The sequence below is a fragment of the Mucilaginibacter sp. Mucisp73 genome (assembly GCF_059491465.1).
The window spans coordinates 1,960,230-1,984,755 of sequence record NZ_CP168507.1; the positions used below are offsets into that span (position 1 = coordinate 1,960,230).

At 44.0% G+C, this 24,526-nt stretch carries 16 protein-coding genes; 11 read left to right on the plus strand and 5 right to left on the minus strand.

Annotated features, from left to right (window positions below):
• Positions 1–6 precede the first annotated feature (6 nt).
• From ACEN82_RS08505 to ACEN82_RS08515, 3 genes are all read right to left on the minus strand, one after another.
• Positions 7–3,171, minus strand: coding sequence for an efflux RND transporter permease subunit (locus tag ACEN82_RS08505; protein WP_413319036.1), 3,165 nt, complete (start codon positions 3,169–3,171; stop codon positions 7–9).
• A 76-nt stretch (positions 3,172–3,247) separates the two neighbouring features.
• Positions 3,248–4,390 carry an efflux RND transporter periplasmic adaptor subunit gene (locus tag ACEN82_RS08510; RefSeq protein WP_413319034.1) on the minus strand — a complete coding sequence of 381 codons (1,143 nt, stop codon included), beginning with the start codon at positions 4,388–4,390 and terminating at the stop codon, positions 3,248–3,250.
• Positions 4,391–4,507: 117 nt separating this feature from the next.
• On the minus strand, positions 4,508–4,909 hold the full coding sequence (locus tag ACEN82_RS08515) for a hypothetical protein (protein ID WP_413319032.1): 402 nt from the start codon (positions 4,907–4,909) through the stop codon (positions 4,508–4,510).
• Between the two features lie 250 nt (positions 4,910–5,159).
• Here ACEN82_RS08515 and ACEN82_RS08520 point away from each other — a divergent pair, with 250 nt between their 5' ends.
• The 9 genes from ACEN82_RS08520 (at position 5,160) to ACEN82_RS08560 (ending at position 17,524) form a co-directional block, all read left to right on the plus strand.
• A complete protein-coding gene (locus ACEN82_RS08520) occupies positions 5,160–6,773 on the plus strand; it encodes a Na+/H+ antiporter (protein ID WP_413319030.1) in 1,614 nt (537 codons plus the stop codon).
• Positions 6,774–6,832: 59 nt separating this feature from the next.
• Positions 6,833–8,176 (plus strand): deoxyguanosinetriphosphate triphosphohydrolase, encoded by a 1,344-nt coding sequence (locus ACEN82_RS08525; RefSeq protein WP_413319028.1) that lies wholly within the window; start codon positions 6,833–6,835, stop codon positions 8,174–8,176.
• Positions 8,177–8,377: 201 nt separating this feature from the next.
• Positions 8,378–9,280, plus strand: a complete 903-nt coding sequence (locus tag ACEN82_RS08530) for a helix-turn-helix domain-containing protein (RefSeq protein ID WP_413319026.1) — start codon at positions 8,378–8,380, stop codon at positions 9,278–9,280.
• A 281-nt stretch (positions 9,281–9,561) separates the two neighbouring features.
• Positions 9,562–10,149 (plus strand): TetR/AcrR family transcriptional regulator, encoded by a 588-nt coding sequence (locus ACEN82_RS08535; protein ID WP_112654249.1) that lies wholly within the window; start codon positions 9,562–9,564, stop codon positions 10,147–10,149.
• A gap of 102 nt (positions 10,150–10,251) precedes the next feature.
• The gene (locus ACEN82_RS08540; RefSeq protein WP_413319023.1) at positions 10,252–11,424 is read left to right on the plus strand and encodes an efflux RND transporter periplasmic adaptor subunit; all 1,173 of its coding nucleotides are present in this window, start codon (positions 10,252–10,254) and stop codon (positions 11,422–11,424) included.
• 51 nt (positions 11,425–11,475) lie between these two features.
• Positions 11,476–14,631 (plus strand): efflux RND transporter permease subunit, encoded by a 3,156-nt coding sequence (locus tag ACEN82_RS08545; protein WP_413319021.1) that lies wholly within the window; start codon positions 11,476–11,478, stop codon positions 14,629–14,631.
• A 36-nt stretch (positions 14,632–14,667) separates the two neighbouring features.
• A complete protein-coding gene (locus ACEN82_RS08550; RefSeq protein ID WP_354483693.1) occupies positions 14,668–16,077 on the plus strand; it encodes an efflux transporter outer membrane subunit in 1,410 nt (469 codons plus the stop codon).
• Between the two features lie 247 nt (positions 16,078–16,324).
• Positions 16,325–16,924, plus strand: coding sequence for a TetR/AcrR family transcriptional regulator (locus tag ACEN82_RS08555; protein WP_413319019.1), 600 nt, complete (start codon positions 16,325–16,327; stop codon positions 16,922–16,924).
• 3 nt (positions 16,925–16,927) lie between these two features.
• Positions 16,928–17,524: a TetR/AcrR family transcriptional regulator gene (locus tag ACEN82_RS08560; RefSeq protein ID WP_413319017.1), complete on the plus strand. Its 597-nt coding sequence runs from the start codon at positions 16,928–16,930 to the stop codon at positions 17,522–17,524.
• 3 nt (positions 17,525–17,527) lie between these two features.
• On the opposite strand, the gene rpiA is transcribed toward ACEN82_RS08560, so the two are convergent.
• Together rpiA and ACEN82_RS08570 are read right to left on the minus strand one after the other, a co-directional pair.
• On the minus strand, positions 17,528–18,217 hold the full coding sequence (gene rpiA, locus ACEN82_RS08565; protein WP_413319015.1) for a ribose 5-phosphate isomerase A: 690 nt from the start codon (positions 18,215–18,217) through the stop codon (positions 17,528–17,530).
• A 257-nt stretch (positions 18,218–18,474) separates the two neighbouring features.
• On the minus strand, positions 18,475–19,044 hold the full coding sequence (locus tag ACEN82_RS08570) for an RNA polymerase sigma-70 factor (RefSeq protein WP_413319013.1): 570 nt from the start codon (positions 19,042–19,044) through the stop codon (positions 18,475–18,477).
• Between the two features lie 627 nt (positions 19,045–19,671).
• On the opposite strand from ACEN82_RS08570, the gene ACEN82_RS08575 reads away from it, so the two are divergent.
• Both ACEN82_RS08575 and ACEN82_RS08580 read left to right on the plus strand, forming a co-directional pair.
• Positions 19,672–20,799 (plus strand): FecR family protein, encoded by a 1,128-nt coding sequence (locus ACEN82_RS08575; RefSeq protein ID WP_373613446.1) that lies wholly within the window; start codon positions 19,672–19,674, stop codon positions 20,797–20,799.
• A 307-nt stretch (positions 20,800–21,106) separates the two neighbouring features.
• Positions 21,107–24,511, plus strand: coding sequence for a SusC/RagA family TonB-linked outer membrane protein (locus tag ACEN82_RS08580; RefSeq protein ID WP_495644096.1), 3,405 nt, complete (start codon positions 21,107–21,109; stop codon positions 24,509–24,511).
• Positions 24,512–24,526 lie beyond the last annotated feature (15 nt).

The window sequence follows — 24,526 nt, forward strand, 5'->3', positions numbered from 1 at the left end:
TCTTGATTAATTATTAACGATATCCAGCTCATGATGAGTTACTTCTGTGGCTGGTTTTTGCTTTTTATTGCGTTCGGCCAAACCGGCGAAGATGACATACAAACCCGGAATAAGGATCAATCCGAAAATAGTTCCCATCAGCATACCTCCGGCAGCAGCGGTACCGATAGAGCGGTTACCCATTGCACCGGCGCCACTTGCTACGCAAAGCGGTATCAAACCGGCAATGAATGCCAGCGATGTCATAAGGATTGGCCGTAAACGGGATACCGCACCTTCAATAGCCGCTTTCAAAACGCTCAATCCTTCTTTTTGCCGCTGGATAGCGAACTCAACTATGAGGATGGCATTTTTACCTAACAAGCCGATAAGCATTACCAGTGCCACCTGGGCATAAATGTTGTTTTCGAGCCCGGTGATCTTCAGGAAGAAGAACGCGCCGAAAATACCTGTAGGCAATGAAAGGATAACCGGAAGCGGCAGCAAAAAGCTTTCGTATTGGGCAGCCAGCAGCAGATAAACAAAGATCAAACAGATCACAAAGATGTAAATAGCCTGGTTACCTGAAAGGACCTGCTCACGCGTCATACCCGACCATTCAAAGGCATAGCCTTTCGGCAGTTTTTCGGCAGCAATACGTTCAATGGCTTTAATGGCATCGCCGCTGCTGAAGCCTTTGTCTGCATCGCCGGTAACCATGGCCGACGTGTACATATTATAGCGGGTAAGTTGTTCGGGGCCAAATACTTTTTCCATTTTAATGAAGGTGGAGAAAGGTACCATCTCGCCTTTATCGTTCTTAACCTGCAGGTTAAGTACATCCTCCGGGCGCGACCTGTATTCGGGCGAGGCCTGTACCATCACTTTATACATCTGCCCGAAACGGATGAAATTGGAAGCATAGAAACTCCCCATCAATGTTTGCAGGGTCGACATGGCTTTATCAATCGTAATGCCCTTTTGGGCCGCTGTTTGCTGATCGACAGAGATCATATACTGCGGGAAGTTGGGGTCAAAGCTGGTGAATGCTCCGGCAATCTCCGGCGAAGCGTTAAGCGCATTTACAAAGTTTTTGGTTACATCGGCAGCTTTCTGCAAATCGCCCTGGCCGCTTTTATCAAGTACCCTTATCTCGAAACCGCTGGCGTTACCAAAGCCCGGCACGGTAGGCGGGGGGAAGAACTGGATAGAAGCATCGCCGATATTCTTGGTTTTTGCGGTCAGCTCGGCAATAATATCATCCAATGATTCACTGCGCTCATCCCATGGTTTTAGGTTGATCATGGCCATGCCGTACGACGCACCGGCAATCTCATTCACCAAACTGTAACCCGAAAGGGTTGAAACCGATTCTATAGATTTCATCGATTTGGTTTTGGCTTCGATCTCTTTCAGCACCTGTTCGGTACGCTCAACTGTAGCACCTGCCGGGGTGGTTACGTTCACGTAAAGCATACCCTGGTCTTCAGTTGGGATAAAGCCCGTTGGCAAAATAGCGCTGGTTCCCCAGGTGAGGATAAAGAAACCCGCCAGCAATATCAAAGTAATACCCTTGCGCGGCGACAGATAGGTCATGAAGGTTGAATACCTATTCTGTAATCCATCATACCGTTTATTGAAACCGCCAAAAAAGCGCTGCATCAAACTTTTCTTTTTTGAAGCAGGGCTATGTTTCAGCATGATAGCACAAAGGGCGGGGGTAAGCGTCAAAGCATTGACGCCCGATATCACAATGGAAATAGCCAGCGTAAGCGAAAACTGCCGGTAAAATACCCCAACAGGCCCCGACATAAAGGCAACCGGCACAAACACCGCCGACATGACCAGCGTAATAGCCACAATAGCACCGCTGATCTCGCGCATGGCGCTTACGGTGGCATCCATGGCGTTCATGTGGTTTTCGGTCATTTTTACGTGTACGGCTTCCACTACTACAATTGCGTTATCCACCACAATACCGATGGCTAACACCAATGCGAAGAGCGTGAGCAGGTTGATGGAGAACCCCAGCATCTGCATAAAAAACAGCGAACCGATGAGGGCTACCGGGACCGCCAAAGCCGGGATCAGTGTCGACCGGAAATCCTGCAGGAAAATGAATACTACAATGAAAACCAGGATGAAAGCCTCAACCAGCGTACGTAATACTTCATGTATTGATGCATCCAAAAAGCGCGATACATCATAGTTTACGTTGAAGGTCATCCCGGCCGGAAATGAGCTTTCCTTAAGCTCGGCCATGCGGGTTTTAATGTTATTGATCACCTCGCGGGCATTAGAACCGGGGCGTTGTTTTATCATGATTGATGCCGAAGGCTTGCCGTCAGTATTGGAAACCATACTGTAGGTTAGGGAACCGAATTCAACATCAGCAATTTCTTTCAATCTTAATACCGAACCGTCTTCCTCGGCGCGGATCACAATATTTTCATATTGTTTAGGCTCAAAAAATTTGCCCGGGTAGCGCAATACATATTGCAGCATTTGCGGGGTTTTATCCGAGCTTTGGCCGGTTTTGCCCGGCGCGGCCTCTACGTTCTGGGCACGGATGGCATCTATCACCTCATCGGTTGATACCTTGTAGGCCATCATTCTGTCGGGTTTAAGCCATACGCGCATAGAGTATTCTTTAGCGCCCATGATCTCGGCACGGCCTACACCATCAATTCGTTTAAGTTCCTGTAAAACGTTGATATCGGTGAAGTTATAAATAAATTTTTCGTCCATGCTGGTGTCCTGGCTCATGATGTTCAGGTACATCAGCATACTGTTTACTTCTTTTTCTGTAGTAACACCGGCTTTGATCACTTCTTCCGGCATTTCGTCAATAATGGTGGCTACGCGGTTTTGAACGTTCACCGCGGCCTGGTCGGGGTCAACCCCAACGTTAAAGTAGATCTGGATCACCGTTAAGCCATCGTTACTGCAAACGGTCGACATGTAGGTCATCCCCGGCACACCGTTAATGGCACGCTCCAACGGAGTTGCTACGGCTTTGGCACATACCTCGGCATTGGCACCGGTATAGTTGGCGGTTACAGTTACCGATGGCGGCACAATATCAGGAAACTGGGTAACGGGCAGCGTGATAAGCGCCAGCACACCCAGCATGGTAATTATCAATGAGATAACAAGCGACAGCACTGGTCGCTTTATAAAAGTTTCGAACATAGTTTGTTAGGGTAAGTGTACAATAAACCCGCGCCGCGCGTTTTACGCGGCCGGAAAAAGGAAACCTTGGCGATAATTATTTCATTGCCAGCAATGAATCTTTTGCCATTTTCCTTGGTTTAATGATCATGCCGTCGCGTACGTTCTGTGCTCCCTGGTACAAGATCCTGTCACCTGCCTTTAAGCCGTCTTTCACAATATAATAGGTAGAAAAACGGGTTTGCGGCGAAAAGGCCTGCATATGCAGTTTATTATCCTTATCAACTATGTATACGTAACTTTTATCCTGGATATCAAATACCGACTGCTGTGGCACCATGACTACGTTATTGGCTTTGGTAGATATGAAAAGCTTACCGGTAGCACCATGCCTCAATAACCTGTTCGGATTAGGGAATTTTGCCCTGAAATTGATGGAGCCTGTTTTTTGTTCAATTTCGGCCTCTACTGTTTCTATTTCGCCCTGGTAAGGGAAGTCCAGTCCATCTGCTAATACCAGTTTAACTTTATCACTTGTTTGGCCCGGTGCCGATTCTTTTTTGCGGATGTACTGCAGGTATTCATTTTCAGGGAAACTGAAGTAAGCATACATGGAGCTGATATCAGACAGGCTGGTAAGCAGCGTGCCTTCATCAATCAAACTGCCCGATTTAAGCGGGATTCTGTCGATGATGCCATCAAACGGCGCATGAATGTAAGTATAAGCCAGTTGGTCTTCGGCGCTTTGTACCATGGAGCGTGCTTCTTCAATGGTTGCCCGATCGGCACTCATCTTTGATTCGGCAACTTCCAGTTCAGATTTAGATATTACTTTCTTGTCAACCAGTAGTTTAACCCTTGCTACCTCAAGTTCGGTTGCTTTGGCAGCGGCCACGGCATTACTTAACGCGGCTTTAGCTTTTGACAGGTTTACTTTAAATTCCTGGTCGTTAAGTTTAAATAAAAGCTGGCCTTTTTTAACCTGCTTTCCCTCATCGATATATATTTTTTCGAGGAAGCCACGAACGCGTGAGCGGATCTCGATATTTTTTTGTGCCTGGATATCGGCAACGTATGATTTTTGAAGAACGGTATCCTGCGTATTTAAAGTAAGTACAGGCAGCTGAAGCGTATCGGAAGCGGCAGCTTCGTTATTGGTTTTGGCTTTGGTTGAGCAACCCGTGACAAATATACCGGCGGTCATGGCCAGCAGGGGTATATAAATGATGATCTTTTTCATTTTTTTCCGGATAGATTATAGGCATAGCAGTGCTAATCACGTACTGTTAGCCAATGTTAAAATTTGATTTATAAAAACATGGATTTGCCGCAAAGGGCATCTGAAACGGAAAAAGGATCAGAACGGGCTGAGCCTGAAAAGGAAGTTGTAATATGCAGGCAAAAATCCTTTGATGGATTTATTCTGGTTTTGTCGTTTTTCGACTAATGATATAACATCTGCAAGTGAGGCCTGCTGACCAGGCATTAGTGCTGATGAATAATTTACCCGGCTGGGTAAAAAGCGTATGATGGTACGGTTATGGTGAGCTTCGTTAGTATCCGAATCGGGTGAATCATCCTGAACCTCCTGCTGCTGAATTTGACCGATGATCCTTTGATGGGTACGGGAAATTAAATCGGCAGCGGGGCCGGTTTTTTTGTAGTGGGTTAAAATTGATTCGGCGTTAGCAGGGGCTACAGCTATTGCAAGCTGGAAAAAAAATAATGCGAAGAATATTTTTTTTATCGTCGGCGCCATGATTGCGAAAATACTAAAATATTTGAAGCTATCGAAATAGGTTTGTATTTTTTTTGATATAAAATGACTTTATTTTTATTTTTTGTCGCTGTTTTTTAGGATTTTATCTTTTTATAACTCAATTTTTACTTCGGTAGTTTTATTTAATGATTTCATAACAGCAAAAACGATTATTTGTTCATGCTTTCTTAATACTGCCTAATAATATAGCTTGCAAGCTTTACTCAACGAATAATTGTATTTTAGCTACATGCTGCATCACGTTATTATTCAATGTGCCTGCCTGTTAGTAGTTATCCTTTTTGTGGTAATGCTGGGGCAAAAAATAAAAATAGCTTATCCCATTTTACTTGTTTTGGTTGGTTTGCCACTTGGTTTTGTTCCTTTTTTAAAGGGCATCGAAATACAACCCGATCTGATCTTTGTTATTTTTCTGCCGCCTTTGTTATATGAATCGGCCTGGAACACTTCCTGGAAGGATTTCTGGAAATGGCGCAGGGTGATCTCCAGCTTCGCGTTTCTGATCGTTATTTTAACATCATGTTTAATCGCGGTTGTGTCAAATAGCCTGATAGCAGGTTTTACCCTGCCCCTGGGTTTTTTGCTCGGGGGGATCATTTCACCACCCGACGCGGTATCAGCAAGCAATATCCTTAAAAATATCAAAATACCTAAACGCTTTATCTCCATTGTTGAGGGCGAAAGTTTGATGAACGATGCATCGAGCCTGGTGATATTCAGGTTTGCGCTTGCCGCGGTTGTTACCGGCAAATTTGCATTAGGACAAGCCACGCTAAGTTTTGTACTGGTGATTGTAATGGGTATCGTTATAGGATTGGCAGTAGGTTTGGTTTTTTATACCATACACCGATGGTTGCCAACTACGGCCAATATTGATATTATCCTTACGTTTATTACACCGTATGCCATGTATATGGCAGCCGAAGAGTTTCACTTTTCGGGAGTGCTGGCTGTAGTAAGCGGCGGTTTGTTCCTGTCGTCACAACGGCACGTGATATTAAGTTACCGCAGCCGGTTGCAGGGAGTTAATGTTTGGGAAACGGTAGCATTTGTTTTAAACGGGTTTGTGTTTATCCTGATAGGGTTGGAGTTTCCGGTAATTATCAAGGCGCTTGGGCCCGAAGGTTTGAAACCGGCGATAAATTATAGTCTCATTATAACCGGTGTACTGATACTGGCCCGTTTAGCCAGTACTTTTGGTGCCTCTGTATTTACCGTATTCATTAGCCGTTACATCACTACAGCCGATCCGAGCCCGGGCTGGAAGGGGCCATTATTGTTAGGCTGGGCAGGTATGCGGGGTGTGGTTTCACTTGCCGCCGCCTTGAGTATCCCTGAACTTTTGCCATCGGGCGCCGCCTTTCCTCAACGCAACCTCATCTTGTTTATCACATTTGTGGTGATCATGTTTACCCTGGTGGTTCAGGGCCTTACGTTGCCCTTATTGGTGAAGTTTGTAAATATGCCAGATCGCGACTATACCGTTTCGCCGGAGCAGCAAAAACAGTTGGTCAGGAAAAAGTTATCGAAGTTAGCTTTACAAATACTTGAAGATAAATATGCCGACAGGTTAGAAGGTAACGATATGATCAAAGCATTTAGGTTAAGATTGAGTGCCGATATGGAACTGCTGAAAGACTGGGAAAAAGATGGCAGTGAACAACGCGCCGATAATTTTTATCATGACTACCGCTTAATTTTAAATGATGTAATGGATCAGCAGCGGGCCTTGTTACTCACACTGAATAAAAAAGAAAACATCAGCGATGATATTGTAAAGCAGCAATTGGATCTGCTTGATTTGGAAGAAGAGAAATTAAGGCAGCATTTTGAGGTGGTGTAGATTATTATTTCTTTCATGCATAATGGCTACTTTTGCCGCTCTATATACATCAAACTATAATGAACTGGGATCAACTGTTATCGGCAAAACGCTGGGGTTACGAGGATAAATATATTGCAAACCATATCGATGCGCGATCGGAGTTTCAGCGGGATTACGACCGGATCATTTTTTCATCACCCTTCAGGAGGTTACAAAACAAAACCCAGGTATTCCCTTTACCCGGAAGCATTTTTGTACATAACCGGCTTACCCATAGTTTGGAGGTAGCCAGTGTGGGCCGCTCGTTAGGGCGGATGCATTTTAACCGGATGCTTAAAGAAGATCCAGATGTAGAAAAGAAATATCCGCTGATCAGTGAGATCGGTAATATGGTGGCTGCCGCCTGCTTAGCCCATGATTTGGGTAATCCCGCCTTTGGCCATTCGGGCGAATCAGCCATTTCACATTATTTTGCAGAAGGAGCAGGTAAGGATTACAAAGACACTGTTACCGCGCAGCAATGGGAAGATTTGACGCATTTTGAAGGTAATGCCAATGCTTTGAGATTATTAACGCATCCGTTTGCCGGTAAAGGCCGGGGGAGTTTGGCATTAACTTATTCAACCATCGCTTCTATTGCAAAATACCCGTGTTCATCTGTCGCCGGGCATAAAAAGGGTATCATCTACCGAAAGAAATATGGTTTCTTCGCTTCCGAGCAACAGGACTTTGAAAAGATAGCCAATGATTTGGGTTTGATCAGGGTAGAGGACGATGAACTTATTTACAAAAGGCATCCATTAGTATACCTTGTTGAGGCGGCTGATGATATTTGCTACAATGTCGTTGATCTGGAAGATGCCCATCGCCTTAAAATACTCTCCTACGAGGAAGTAAAAGCATTGCTAATGCCATTGTGTACTATTCCCCGGATGGAAGAGCGCCTGGAGGAGTTTGATGATACTGATGCTAAGGTGGGATATCTAAGGGCAATAGCAATCAATACCCTGGTAAATCAATGTTCAAATCTGTTTTATGACAAACAAGAGGAGATCATGAATGGCGATTTTAATTCGGCGCTGATGGATGCGATTGAAGAACCACTCCGGTCTGCCATGAAAGCGATCGAAAAGGTTTCGGTAAAAAAGATCTACAATTATAGTTCGGTAGTGCAAAAGGAAGTTGCCGGTTACAAAGTAATGGGTGGTTTATTGGAAGAGTTTGTCCCTGCTTATTTAAAAAATAATTCAAAATACCACGAGAAACTGATCGAACTGATCCCTAAACAGTTTTTAACCAAAGCCAATGACGATTATTCAAAGATCCAGACCGTTCTTGACTTTGTTTCGGGCATGACCGATCTGTACGCGGTAGAATTGTTTAGGAAGATTAAGGGGATTTCGTTCCCGTCGATGAGCTGATAGGCGGTAATAATCGGATACAAAGTACAAGCGTCATTGCGAGGTACGAAGCAATCCCAAACTATACAGATCGGCCCTGCTTATAGGGGATTGCTTCGTACCTCGCAATGACGCTTTTTTATTTCAGTTCATCTGCCGAAAATGAACGTAATTCGTTCAATTCGTAATAATTCGTGCAAATAATAGTTATTATTGCTTACTATGCCGAAAGAGATCCTGCCCGTACAGATGCATACCATGGAGCAATTACTTGCCCCCCTTGGTATTACCAATCAGTATAAAGGCCTGCATATTATGTCGTTTAACCCGGGGGATATTGAGGTGCCTATTTTGTATCCCTTCCGGTCAGATCATTTTTTTTTAACGCTTGTTCATGAAGGTGAGTTATCAATTAATGCCAACCTTTTGGAGTATAACTTAAAAAGGAACAATATCCTGATGGTAGCGCCCAACACCGTTCGCCAGTTTCTGAATGTTTCCCCAGATTGCAGGCTTACCTCGATCATATTTACCTCGGCTTATCTATCTGCTACCAGTATCCACACAAAAAATGTAGAAGCGTTTGATTTTTTATCATCGCAGGTAAATCCGTTACTGGTTATTGATCAGGATTCGGCCGATAATCTTATATCAATTATGAAAATCCTTGAAAGTAAAATGGATAATCGTAATGATCTGGCATTCCAGGATGAAGTTGTGCTAAGCATTTTTACCGGTTTTGTTTATGAGATAGGCGCGCTATATCAAAAGCAACAAAAAATAGCGGAAGTAAAAGGCACGCGTAAGGAAGAACTGACTTTTAGGTTTTTAAAAATCCTTCCGCAGCATTTTAAGGAAGAAAGAAGCGTACAGGCTTATGCTGCCATGCTGAATATTACCCCTAAATACCTTTCGCAAACGGTAAAGGAAATAACCGGCAAAACCGCCGGCGAGTTTATTGACGAGATTGTGATCCTGGAAGCTAAAGTCGCCCTTAACGACCCCTCGTTAACCATAGCCCAGATTGCTGCCTATCTCAACTTTGCCGATCAGTTCTTTTTTAGCAAGTTTTTCAAAAAACAATGCGGTACCAGTCCCAGTAAATACCGTCAAACGCCTTTATAATCCTATAGCCCCCCTGGAGAAATTCTTCTCAGTCCGATCTCATTGGTACATAGTTACTACGCTATTCGTTGTAATTTTAATTTTAAATGGAAAGTATCGTTGCAACGCTGTAACTATTATTACCATTCCATTACAATGTTTTTAGTGAAAACGACTTTTTGACATATTGCGCCATCCTTTAAACATTCTGCAAAAACGATAATTGAGCCACTTTTGCCCTGTCATCAGTTGTTGATGCAGCCGGGCGTAATAGTGTGCCCGGTTAAACGCCAGGTTTGTTTATGCCGATAAGGGACACAGGTGCCGAACAATTAATTAAGGACACCGCTAAACACATTTTTTTTGCCGAGGGCCGGCTCCACGCCAATACCCAGGATATTGCCGACGCGGCCGGTGTAAGCCGCACCTTGTTAAATTACTATTTCCGCACTAAGGATGTTTTAATTGAACAGGTGTTTAAGGAAGCTATGCTTGCTTTAACAACCCGTCTCGACGCTGTTATGGCGTCCGACATGCCGTTTAAAAGCAAGGTTGAAAGCTTTATAGAACTGTTTTTAACTGAGGCCAACGATTATCCCTACCAGGAAACTTTCCTGATCACCGAGATCAATTCAAACATCTGTAAGTACACAAACGAGGCCAGGCCGCACCATATCAATAAGTTCATGGAGCAGATCAGCGCCGAGATGGAGGCGGGTAATATTGAACGGATGAACCCCATGCATTTTGTGCTGAACCTGTTTTCGCTGATGTCATACCCGCTTATCATGGGGCCTATATATAAGAAGGCCTTCAACCTGAGCAATGAAAGTTATACCTGCCTCATTAATGAGCGAAAGAAGATGATCTGTAAAATGATTTTCCAGTAAAAAATTTATCCGGTGATTAACGCAATCGTCAAACAAAATAATTTAACATATATCACAATGTCTTCAATATCAATTCACTCCAATAACTACAAGTTAATATTTATGAAAAATACAGTTCAACTGTTAACCGGCTTTGGGGCCGCCTTAATTCTATTGTCGTCATGCGGCGGCAGCCAAAACCAGGGCGGTGCCATGGCTGCGGGAGCTTCCCAGCCGCCGCAAAGCTACCCGGTTTTTAAAATCAGTTTACATGACGCTACGCTGAACAGCGAATACCCTGCCACGCTCCAGGGGCAGCAAAATATAGAGATCCGTCCTAAAGTTGATGGTTATGTAGATAAGATCTACATTGACGAGGGCAGCGTTGTAAAAAAGGGCCAGTTGCTTTTTAAGCTCAGCGCGCCGCAATATGCCCAGGACGTAAACACCGCGACCGCGGCCATCGCCAGTGCCGAAGCTGATGTAAGCGCTGCCCAACTGCAGGTTAATAAAACCAGGCCATTGGTTGAAAAAGATATCATCAGCCATTATGAGCTTGAATCGGCGGAGTATACATTAAAAGCCCGCAAGGCCACCCTTGCCCAGGCAAAAGCCAGTTTAGCAAACGCCAAAACCAATTTAGGTTATACGGTAATAACCAGCCCGGTTGATGGCGTGGTAGGGGCCATCCCTTATAAATTAGGTAGCCTCATCACCGGTTCAACCGCGCAGCCATTAACAACAGTATCTAATATCGGTAAGGTGTATGCCTACTTCGCGCTGAATGAAAAGCAGTTGCTTGATTTTTCGAGAACGGTAAAGGGAAAAACCATGAATGAAAAGCTGGCCAACACGCCGCCTGTTTCACTGGTATTGCCAGATGGCAGCACCTATGCCGAAAAAGGTAAAGTGGAAACCATCAGCGGTTTAATTAATACCGAAACCGGATCGGCAAGTTACCGGGCGGCATTTCCAAACCCTGTTGGCCTGATCCGCAGCGGCGGAAGTGCTACTATACAGATCCCCCAGACTGTAAAAGATGCCGTGCTGATCCCTCAAAAGGCCGCTTATGAGCTGCAGGGAAAGCATTTTGTGTATGTGGTTGACGGCAAAGGAGCGGTTAAAAATACCGAAGTGAGCGTTATGGACCTCACCACAGGCCAATATTATGTAGTTACCGAAGGCCTTAAAGCAGGTGATACCATTGTTACCGATGGTGCAGGCAGTTTAAAAGACGGTATGGTTATCAAACCGGAAGTACAGGAAAACGCCGTGGTATATAAAGATCTAAAATAATTTTCACAACACCGGCCGGATTCCTTTTTACCCGGCATCAACATAAACAATATGTTACGTACATTCATTGAACGACCAGTACTATCTACCGTAATATCGGTAATTATAGTCATACTGGGTATCCTGGGCCTTACAACCTTGCCCATATCAGAATACCCCGATATAGCACCGCCTACCGTGCAGGTATCCGCATCATACCAGGGCGCTAATGCCGAAGTGGTAATGAAAAGTGTTATCGTACCGCTCGAAGAGCAAATTAACGGCGTGGAAAACATGACCTACATGACCTCTACTGCAAGTAATGACGGCAGCGCTGTTATCACTGTTTATTTTAAACAAGGCACCGATCCCGACCTGGCGGCGGTAAACGTGCAGAACAGGGTGTCAAAAGCCACCAGTTTATTACCGGCCGAAGTTACAAAGGCGGGTGTTACCACCAGTAAACGGCAAAGCAGTATGGTGATGGTATTTTCCCTGTCGAGCGATAATAAAAGCTACGACGAGAAATTTTTGCAGAACTATGCCAACATTAACGTGCTGCCGCAGATCAAGCGTATCAGCGGTGTAGGTGACGCGTCATCATTTGGCATACAGGATTATTCCATGCGTATTTGGTTAAAGCCCGATGTAATGGCCACCTACGGCCTTGTACCGGATGATGTGAACGCCGCCCTGGCCGAGCAGAACATTGAAGCAGCGCCGGGTAAAGTAGGAGAGAACGATAATCAGTCGTTCCAGTATGTATTGAAATATAAAGGCAGGCTTACCAGTGTGCCTGAGTTTGAAAACATCGTGATCCGCTCATCAACCAAGGGGCAGCTGTTGCGCCTGAAAGATATAGCGAGGGTTGAGCTTGGCGCGCAAAGTTACGCCAATGCTACTACCATGAATGGCAAACCTGCAGTAGCTATAGCCATTTATCAAACTGCTGGTTCAAACGCGCATGAGTTAATTAAAAACTGCGAGCAGACCATTGAGGCCGCGTCGAAAACATTCCCTGCGGGCATTAGTTATACTTCCCTTTTTAGTGTTAATGACTTTTTGGATGCCTCGATAGAAAAAGTTGTGCACACCCTGATTGAAGCATTTGTATTGGTGTTTATCGTAGTGTTCGTATTCCTTCAGGATTTCCGTTCCACACTGATCCCGGCTATCGCGGTGCCTGTGGCTATTGTGGGTACTTTTTTCTTTCTGCAACTGTTTGGTTTTACCATTAACCTGCTCACCCTGTTTGCCATGGTGCTGGCCATTGGTATTGTGGTGGATGATGCCATAGTGGTGGTTGAGGCCGTACACGCCAAGCTTGATCATGGGGCTAAGTCGGCAAAAGCGGCTACAATCAGCGCTATGAATGATATCAGCGGCGCTATAGTATCTATCACTTTGGTAATGGCTGCCGTGTTTATCCCGGTAACGTTCATTACCGGTTCAACCGGGGTGTTTTATAAACAGTTTGGTTTAACGCTTGCTGTCGCGATTTTTATATCTGCAGTAAACGCTTTAACATTAAGCCCGGCATTATGCGCGCTGTTATTGAAGCCGCATCCCGAAGGCGAGCATCATAAAACAGGCCTGTTACAAAGATTTTATACAGCTTTTAATACCAGTTTTGATACAATTACCCGCAAATACAAAAAATCTGTAAGCTTTCTTGCGGCAAAAAAATGGCTCTCCATTGCCGGTATTGCAGTTTTTGGGTTGATATTCTGGTTCCTGTTAAAAACAACACCATCGGGCTTTGTGCCTAATGAAGATCAGGGTTTTATTATTGGCGATATCTCATTGCCGCCTGCCGCATCACTGGAGCGTACTACCGAGGTTATCGACAAGGTATCAGGTATGGTAAGGTCCCTGCCCGAAGTGGAATCGACTATCAGGGTTGCCGGCCAGGGCATACTGAGCGGTGCGGGCGGCTCATACGGCTTAATCATGGTTAAGCTGAAACCCTGGGACAAACGCACGGCCAAAGGATCTGACGTGAACACCGTTATCGGCAAACTATTTGGCATGACAGCCGGTATTAAAGGTGCTACCGTCCTGTTCTTTGCCCCGCCAACTTTGCAGGGCTTTGGTAACAGCAGCGGTTTCGAGTTCCAGGTGCAGGACAAAACCGGCGGCGATATTGTGAAATTTGCCGAAATAAACGGCAAGTTCCTGGGCGCATTAAACCAGCGTCCGGAAATTCAATATGCGTCTACGTTTTTTAATACCAACTTCCCGCAGTTTTTGGTTGATGTTAACGTGGCTAAATGTAAAGATGCCGGTATTACTGTAAACTCGGTATTAAGCGCTTTACAGGGGTATTTTGGCGGTGTTTATGCCTCCAACTTTAATGAGTTTGGCAAGCAATACCGTGTAATGATCCAGGCAGATGCCGCTTACAGGGGTACCACCGGCAGCCTGAACAACATGTATGTGCGCAATGCCAATAATACCATGGCACCCATATCTGAGTTTGTTACGCTGAAAAAGGTTTACGGCCCTGAATCAGTTAACCGTTTTAACCTGTTTACTTCTATTTCGGTAAACGGCGCTCCGAAACCGGGCTTCAGCACGGGCGATGCCATTAAAGCCATACAGGAAGTGGGTGCAAAGACATTGCCTGCCGGTTATGGATTCGAGTTTTCGGGCCTTACCCGCGAGGAGATTGCCAGCGGCAGCCAAACTATTTTTATTTTCCTGCTGTGTTTGGTGTTTGTGTACTTCTTATTAAGCGCGCAATACGAGAGCTATATCCTGCCATTTGCTGTATTACTGTCACTGCCTATAGGTTTGGCCGGCGCGTTCATTTTCGCTAAGATCTTCGGCATTCAAAATAATATTTATTTGCAGATCACCCTCATCATGCTCATCGGTCTGTTAGCCAAAAATGCCATCCTGATAGTTGAGTTTGCGGTAGCCCGCAGGCGTAACGGCGAAGGCATTGTGCAGGCCGCTATTGATGGCTCGGTTGCCCGTTTAAGGCCTATTTTGATGACATCCTTCGCGTTTATACTGGGTTTGGTCCCGCTAATGATTGCATCAGGAGCAGGTGCCGAAGGTAACCGCTCAATAGGTACAGGCGCTGTAGGCGGGATGCTGATCGGTACCATATTCGGTGTGTTTGTGATCCCGGTACTGTTCATCATCTTCCAGTCGCTCCAGGAACGCGTAAGCGGTAAACCTGTTGGAAAAGAAATAGAGATTGAGGCCGAAACGGTAGCCTGACCGCAAAATTTTTAAGAACAATAAATAAGCAAAAAAATGATCCATTCATATAAACGGCAAATATTGGCCACGCTGGCAGCAACGGCGGTATTTGCCTCATGTGTTACAAAAAAATACCAGCAGCCGGTAGTAAATACAGATAAGCTGTATCGCGATACCACTATCAGCGATACCACATCAATGGCCAGCATGCCGGTAAGCCAGCTATTTTCTGATACCGTACTGGTAAACCTGATCCAGGAAGGGCTACGTGAAAACCTCGATTTAAAAACTGCCGTACAGCGCATTAACGAGGCGCAGGCAACATTTAACCAAAGCAAGGCGGCATATCTGCCAAGCCTGGAAGGGAGCGGAACTGTTACAAGAGCAAAGACATCAGCAGCAAGCTTAAATTTTCCGCCTGAGTTTGCCAACTCCTTCAACCTGAAAACCACTACTTACCAGGCAGCCTTGAGTACCAGTTGGGAGGCCGATATCTGGGGTAAATTAAGCAGTTCGAAAAGAGCGGCGCTGGCATCACTGCTGCAAAGTGACGCGGCAAAAAGAGCGGTTCAAACGCAGCTGATAGCCGATATAGCAAACGCTTATTATAACCTGCTGGCGCTTGATGAGCAATTGGCTATCACTCAGCAAACACTTACCATACGGGTAAAAGATGTAGAGACCGTAAAAGCCCTGAAGGAAGGTGCTGTTGTAAACGGTGCGGCTGTGGTACAGAGCGAAGCTAACCGTTATGCCGCCGAGGTTACCATACCCGATCTCAAACAAAGCATCCGCGAAGCCGAGAATGCATTAAGTATTTTACTGGCAAGGGCACCCGGTACTATCAAACGTACAACGCTAAGCGAACAGAAACCTGTAGCCGACCTGAAAACGGGCATCCCATCCCAGCTCTTAAAAAACCGCCCGGATGTGCAGGAAGCTGAGTTTGCATTTAGGAGTGCGTTTGAGAATACCAACCTGGCACGTACTTATTTTTATCCGCAGCTTACCATTACCGGGCAGGCCGGTTTATCAACCCTGCAGTTGAAGAACTTTTTTGATCATTCCATATTTTACAACTTTGTTGGCGGCATTACCCAGCCCATTTTTAACAAAGGCCAAAACCGGGCGCGTTTAAGAACGGCGCAAGCCCAGCAACAGGAAGCTTATTATGCTTATCAAAAATCATTACTCACGGCGGGGCAGGAGGTAACCAACGCGTTGTTCTCCTATCAAAACGCCATTGAAAAACAAGGTTCAAGGGTTAAACAGTTGCAGGCGCTCGAAAAATCGGTTGATTATACCAAGGAGTTGCTGCGTTACAGTTCGGCTACAAATTATACCGATGTTTTAACTTCAGAACAAAACTTGCTTGCTGCCCAGTTAAGCGGCGTTAACGATCATTTGCAGGAATTGCAAGCTATAGTTAACCTTTATCGCGCTTTGGGCGGCGGCTGGAAATAGATGACATTAGCACCATGGCAATCAAGAAGCCCGGTTTGCAATTGAGCTGCCGGGCTTTTTTATAGCCGGTGGTGATTTTGACATATTTTGAAGTTGTTTAAACATTTATTATCTATGCCAACTAATTGATTTTTGTAAAACCTGTTATCATACAATCATCTAAACCAAATTGATAATTTAATTACGGTTAATTATTTATTAATGAATAAATTAAAGTAAATTTTGCTTGTGATTGAGAGGTTAAAACATGGGAAGTAAAGAACGGATATTGCGGCAAAAGGATGATACCCGCCGAAAGATACTGGACGCTGCGTTGGATATGATTAAGTGTGAGGGATGTGATGCGTTAAGTATGCGGAAACTTGCTGAGCATATCGAGTATACGGCTCCCGCTATTTACGAATATTTTGAAAGCAAGGAAGCTTTGTATACCGAGCTTGCCCGCAAGGGGCACCTTAAACTGGCAGCTATGGTGAAGCTGGCAAAAGAGGCACATACAGACGCCATTGAACAGATGGAGGCTATGTGGTTGGCTTACTGGAACTTTGCGATTGCCTATAAGGAGCTTTACCAGTTGATGTTTGCCGTTGGTACAGGTTGCAGCCCGGTAGAAAACCGGATAACGGAAGCGTTGGTTTTTCCGGAGATGGTTTCTGAAGTGATCCGTACGCTATACGCGCCCCGCGAAGTAAGTGATGAAGAGGTTCAAAAAAAATACTACACCTACTGGGCAGTAATTCATGGGTTGATAGCCATTAACATGATCCAGCTCACGCGGGATGAAAAAATGAACCAGGAGATCCTGATTGGTGCTATCAGGGGGATCACCGCGTTGATAACTACCTAAGCTATGATTGATAAGGAGCGGGTTTTAAACGGGAGCGAAGCGCTTTTTCTTGAAGCGGGAATAAAAAGCGTTACCATGGATGATATTGCCCGGCATTTGGCGATCTCCAAAAAAACAATTTACCAGCATTTCAGGGACAAAAACGAGCTTGTTACCGCTCTTGTAAAAAAGCGGCTGACCGATGATGAGGCAATGCTTTGCTCAATTATTAGTGACACCGGTAATATGATGGATGAGATGGTTGAACTCACCAAATGTACAGGCGAGATCTTTTCGAGGGTTAACCCTGCTGTTTTGTTCGATCTGCAAAAGTACCATCATGAGGGCTGGATGTTATACCTGAAATTTAAAACAGGCTTCATGGTAAATATTATCGGGAAGCTTTTAAAAAAGGGCATCGATCAAGGGTATGTCCGTCCCGAAATTGATACCAGAATAATTGCCATTATGCGGGTTAACCAGATTGAACTTGGTTTTAACGCCTCCGTATACCCGCATGCCGAATTTAATTTATGGGATGTTCAGCTGCAGCTTTTAAACCATTTTAACTATGGTGTGTGTACGTTAAAGGGTATCGCCGTTTTAAATAATGCCGACTGACAGTTACCGTTGATGTATTATGGTCCGGATACCATTTTCGCCTGCAATAATTGCCCTGCCGGCCATTTGGTAAAATAAAGAGTGTTCAACAACACCCGGTATCATTTTAACCAGGGTATTTAATTTAACCGGTTCGGGCAGTTCAGTAAATTGTGCATCGATCAGCATATTGCCATTATCTGATATCAACGCCCCATCTTTTTGCGTGCTCATACGCTGGGTAAGCGTAGCCTGAGGAAACAGGGTTGCCAGTTTTGCCAGTACAATTTGTAAGGCCTGGGGTAATATCTCTATAACCAGCGGATATGTAGCGTTAAGTTGGGCAGAGAATTTTCCCTCATCGCCCAGCAAAATAAATTCATGCGCCATTGAGGCAAGGACCTTTTCGGTAGTATGGATGCCGCCGCCGCTTTTCAGGGCGTTTAGTTCGCTGTCAAACTGGTCGCAGCCATCAAAATAGATATCGAGTTTATTAAGCAAGGCAGGCGACTGAATGCGCAAACCGTATGTGCTTAGCAGTTGAGTTGTTTTGAATGATGATGAGGTAAATATTAAGGAAGCCGCAAGCTTACGATCCTGGGCTAACATATTAACCAAATGAGCTATGGTGCTCCCGGCTCCCAAACCAATAATTTGATTGGGGGTAATCAAGGTTAAAGCGGCTTTAGCTGCTTCCAGTTTATAATCCGTCATGGCGCTAAGATACAGCACCTGCCGCTAATAACCTTTGTTAATTTACTCTTTTAGTCGTCTATGCCCTCCCACAACTGACTATGTGCTGTTGATATGATATGCTTTTTCATGTTATTGTTTATTTGATGATTTTAACCGTCTTTAATAATGAAGACGAATCAAAACCGGGAACATTTTAAAACAGCATAAATTTTTTGTAATCTGTTAGGATGGTATTATCGCATATCAAAATACACCACGTAAGTGTTAAAACCTGGTTATAAAAACAGCGTTAGCAGATGTGACGCTAATTTTGCCCTCAGTATTTTTAAAGAATTGTTTACCTGCTTTCTAACAGTTAAGGGGCTTATCTCCAATATTTCGGCAATTTCGTTGTGCGACAGATTTGAATCCCTGCTTAACTCAAATATCAGTTTCATTTTTGGAGGTAAAGAGCTTACTTCGGCCTTAATCAGGGCAATAAGTTCTTTATTTCTTAAATTTTCATCCGTTGCAGATTCGCAGGTTTCCTCAAAATTAATTAATGAGGTAATGTAATTGGCTTTTACTTTCTCGTGCTTAAAAACATTTAAAACCTTGTTCCGGATAGCGGTACATAAATAAGCTTGTAAACTGCCTTTAATATCAATTGATATTCTTTGGTCCCATAAATGGATAAAAAGCTCCTGTAAAAGATCTTTAACAGTATCCCTGTCCGGCAATCTTTTATACGCATGCTGATATAACGCTCCGTAATAGCGCGAATGAATCGCCGTAAAAGCAGATATGTCATCTTGCCTTAACAGCGTTATCAAATCGTCGTCACTATATTTACCGTACAAAGCCATTAAGGTTTACATTGATTATAAATTTGCAAGCGATAGTTATTGATTGCTGACCATTGAGGCCCGGGATAAACGAATCGCCTGAAACCGGGTCCCTGTTTATCTAATCGTATAATTGTTGTTACAAATTAAGAGGACTGGAGTGATTTTAAGCGCTAAAGTTCTACGCAACCGTTTGCGTTAATTTGGGCGAATCAGCTTTAACAAAAAGGTTCTTGCCCTCAATGCAAGCGCTATGTCGCTTTAATCCGCTGATTAAGAGCGCTATTTTTAACTGATTGGTAAAGATTTTACCGTCGGGGTAATTAATACAGGCTTTCAATAACAACACTTCGCTGTTATAAAACTCAAAAAACATATTTATGAGCCTTGTTGCGATAAACAAACGTTTGCGTTGAATTTATTTGTGACAAATTCTTATATCTGAAAGCATAGACAATGTTGATCCGGCGACTTGAAATAGCTGAATATAAGTAAGTGTTCAATAAGCTTTCTTACAATCACAACAGGTGATACCTTCCTCGTTTTATGATCCGGTAAATTATTTTTACTTTTTTTTATTTTCATCTACTCCCTCCCCCCGGTTGTAGTTGTATATGGGTAATAAGGATGATATATCCTTTAACGATTATGCAACCACAAGACATCGAAGATTTAATAGAACGGTATAACAGCGGCATGACTACTCCGGCAGAGAATGCTTTGGTTGAAAGCTGGTATTTAAAATACAAGCACGGCGATCCTTATTTGTCGCAGGAGCAATTGGAAGAAGATCAGAAAGAGAGCCTTGATAATCTGCTGAATGAAATACAGGGAAGGACAAAAAGGATACAATTATCGCGTTGGGCAATAGCTGCTTCAATACTTTTTTTTATGGCTGTGGGGGGATACTTTTTTACCATTAATAATAATTCCCGCCGGCAAATAGCTGCAGTTAAGCCTCAGAAACAGGATGTAGCCCCCGGCGGAAACAAAGCCATATTAACATTAGGCGATGGAAGCACTATCGTATTAAATGGTGCAAAGATTGGAAAACTCGCACGGCAGGGTAACATCATTATAAAAAAAGCCGCCGACGGCCAAATTAGTTATAGGGATGTTGTTGTGGACTTCCATCCGTCAAAGAACATTATATATAACACCGCCGCTACGCCACAAGGCGGGCAGTATCAATTTATTTTGGCCGATGGTACTAAAGTATGGTTAAACGCATCGTCATCAATAAAATACCCGGTAGTTTTTAATGGTAACGAACGTAGGGTAGAACTTACCGGCGAGGCCTATTTTGAAGTTGCACACAATGCCAAAAAGCCGTTCAAAGTTATTTCAAACGGGCAAACAGTGGAGGTATTAGGCACCCACTTCAATATCAATGCTTACAATGATGAGCAAGCTGTTAAAACTACCCTGCTCGAAGGCAGTGTAAAAGTATCGGCCGGGAAAGTGAGTAATATCATTAAACCTGGGCAGCAGGCAAGGTTTGATCACGGCCTGATCGATGTTATGAATGTAGATGCGGATGAAGTGGTGGCCTGGAAAAACGGATTTTTCTTTTTTGAAGACAATAATATTCAGGAAGTAATGCGGCAGCTTTCGCGCTGGTATGGTGTGGAGATCAAATATGAAGGGCAATTACCCTCACGAAGATTCTCGGGCGAAATTTCCAGGAACGTCAATTTGTCACAGATACTGGATATTCTGAGTTTTAAGCAAATACATTACAAAATAGATGGGAAAACAATTATTGTAATGAATTAACACCTGTAATTAACCAATTATTCACCTAAAAAGACGAGAACCATATGAAAAAATAAATACACATCCGGCCTTTAAAATTTAGGCCCATCCCCACAAGGTTAACTCAAAAAAAAACGCATCCCGAGGGCAATCGGAATGCGGTTAAATATTGAGTTAACCCTCCCCGCAAAACGGGAATATGTTTAGTGTCTCTAACTATCTGTTAACCCAACTCAGCAAAAGTATGAAATTAAATGCTTTTTTAATGGCCATGCGTTGTCCGTGGCCGCGCAAAATGTTATTAGTTATGAAATTGACTACCTTGATCATGTTAGTTGCCCTTCTTGAATGTAGCGCAAAAGTGTATAGTCAAAAAATTAACCTGGATGAAACAAATTCCTCACTGAAAAAAGTACTTAACCGGATAAATAAACAAACAGGATATGTGTTTTTTTATGATTCAAAAGATGTACAGAATAAAAGTGTAACCATTCATCTGAAAGATGCCTCAATAGATGAGGCTTTAAAGGAATGCCTTAAAAATCAGTCCTTAACTTATAAAAAGGTTAATAACAACATTGTTCTTCAGCAAATTGAAAAGGCTGCTGATAATGTGGTTACCAGCTTAAATGTAAGCCCGGTTAAGATAAGCGGGCAGGTATTTGATAACAAAAATATACCGCTGGCCGGCGTGACTATTTCAGTAAAAGGAAGTCAAGCCATCACAATATCCGACGCCAGTGGTAAATTCAACATAGAGGTTCCGGATGGGAACGCAACACTTGTTTTTTCATTTGTTGGCTATGTGAAAAAAGAATTGCAGGTTACTCCCGGTACACCCATGCTGGTAAAGATGGAAGCCGATGTAAGCGGGCTCAGCGAAATAGTTGTGGTTGCCTATGGTACGCAGAAAAAAGAAAACCTGACAGGTGCAATAGGTGTAATTAAATCATCTGCACTTGAAAACCGCCCTACATCTTCCCCCGCCAATTTGTTGCAAGGCCTGTCACCGGGCGTTACCGTTACTACGCAGGGTAGCTATCCCGGTGCAAGTGCTAATATTAAAATCAGGGAATCCTCCACCTGGCAGGGCGGAACAGACCCGCTATACGTGATAGACGGTTTTGTAAGGGATGCAACCACATTTGCCACCATTAACCCGGCCGATATCGATAATATCAGTATCCTGAAAGATGCCGCGTCAACCGCGATTTATGGTATCAGGGGCGGTAACGGTGTTGTTTTGATTACAACAAAACATGGCGTAGCTAATAAGACCTTTATATCCTACAATGCATCATATACCATGAATAACCGTGAAATTACACCACGGAGAATGAACGCTTTTGATGCTTATACTTTTGCCAATGAGGCATTTGCCCAAAAAGGTTTGCCGGCAAACGATCCAAGCTATTATACGCCTGATGAATTAGATTATTTCAAAACACATTCGTACGATTGGTTAAAAGATACCTGGCGTAATCCATGGAACACTTCACATAACTTAGCCGTAAGCGGTGGTTCGCAAGCAGCGAGGTACTATATTTCGGCAGGTTATTTCCAGCAGGAAGGGGCAACCTCAAATTCCTTCCGTAAATATAATTTAACAGCAAAAATAGATGGACAAATCTCCGAGCGATGGAGCTATAATTTAAATATCCAAAGCGAATGGAATAACGGCAGCCGTCCGTTCTGGGCCTATGATTATGGGGATTTCAATCTGTCGAACATGTACAACAGGTTGTTAATGGTAAATCCCGGCCGGCCGTCTTTTATTAATGGTCTTCCTGTTGGCAACTTTGATAATACCAATACCGCCAACCTGGCAAAGGGGAACGGAGGTTACACCAAGCCGTCGGGTAACAATATTACCCCGGTTTTTCAACTAAAGTATGAGATCCCCGGCATAACCGGACTATCGGCAAAGGGTACTTTCGCGTACAATACCACTAATAATTACACCAAAGCATGGCGTAACGCACCTTACATTTATTATTTCCAAACCGGTGGCGACCATAACCACATCGTTACCGATAAATTAGATTTAACACGATCTGGAGGCTATCAGATATTAGACCAGGCCCAGATTTCGGGAATAGGTGCGCCTACCGAATTGCAGGAGTCGTATTCGCAGTCATCTAATTACCAACTGGATTTGATGTTGAATTATGACCGATCTTTTGGCCTTCATAATATCAGCGCGTTTGCCGGCTATGAACAATCGGCATACCGGGGCCATTATTCAACCATTTGGGATGACAATTACAGCAACCCTAATTATCAGCAAATTAACGGCGGATCAACCAATAGCACCGACTGGTATATCAGGGGCGATCAGAACCAGCCTACAGGCTTCGCTTCTTATTTTGGCAGGGTCGATTACAATTACGCCTCAAAATATTTGCTTGGCTTTACCATGAGGGCCGATGGTTCTTATATCTTTCCGGCAAATAAGCGTTGGGGATATTTCCCGGCCGTTTCAGCAGGCTGGAATATCGCCAATGAAAACTTCTTTGCAAATTATACTAAAGTCCTTGATGTTTTGAAGCTGCGTTTTTCTTACGGTATAACCGGTACAGATAATACAGCTCCATGGCAGTGGCAACAAACCTACAACTTTAACGCAAACTCAGGTATTTATATAGGATCCGGGCTTCCGCCTTCAACAACGTTGGGTTCAACTATCAACCCCAATATCACATGGGAAAAAAATCATAACTACAACCTGGGTTTAGATTTTGGCATGCCAAAAAGAATCCTTACCGGAACTGTTGATTTATGGTACAAAAAAACCACCGATATCCTTGGTGCACGTGTAGCATCGGTCCCAAGCACGGTTGGAGCAAGCTTGCCTGCAGTTAATTATGGGATAGCATCGGCACGGGGTATTGAGTTATCTCTTAGCCACGAACGGCACATCAATGACTTTTTCTATCGCGTTTCTGGCAACTGGTCATATTCTGCCAACAAATATCTGAAGGTTGACCAGGCTGCATCAGTACGTGGTTACCAGAACCTGATCGGGCAACCCATCAACGGGGTTATATGGGGCTATGTATCCGATGGGATTATCAGAACGCAGCAGGACGTGGATAATATTTTAAAAGCTAACGGCCCCAATTTTACCATATTTGGCAGCAAGCCACAACCCGGAATGTTGATGTACAAGGACATCAGGGGGCCGCTGGGTACCGATTCTCCTGATGGGAAAATTGACGGGAACGACCAGCAAATCATTTCAAAAAACGGCATACCGCGTGTTAATTATGGCTTCAACTTCACATTTGGCTGGAAAGGGCTTAACCTCACCGCTGTATTTGCCGGTTTGGGTCGCTACGATATTATGCCTACCGATGTTTATTACAGAAGGCCTTTGCCTGGCAATGATAATTTAACCATCTGGAAAAATGCATGGACACCGCAAACAGCCTCTACTGCTACCATGCCAAGCCCTATTATGACCGACTGGCAAGGCACAAGCAATAGCGAGGTGTCATCTACATTCTGGTTAAAAAATGGCGCTTTCCTGCGGTTAAAGTCTTTAATAGTTGATTACAGTTTGCCGGCAAGCTTGTTGGCGAAAATAAAAGTTAAAGCTGTGAAGGTTTATTTCAGCGGCGAAAACCTGTATCAATGGAACCATGTAACCGATTGGGACCCTGAACTGGGCGGCGATTTCAGAATGTACCCGGTATTAAGAGGGTTTACCTGCGGGCTTAATGTAACACTTTAAACATTAAATTATTAG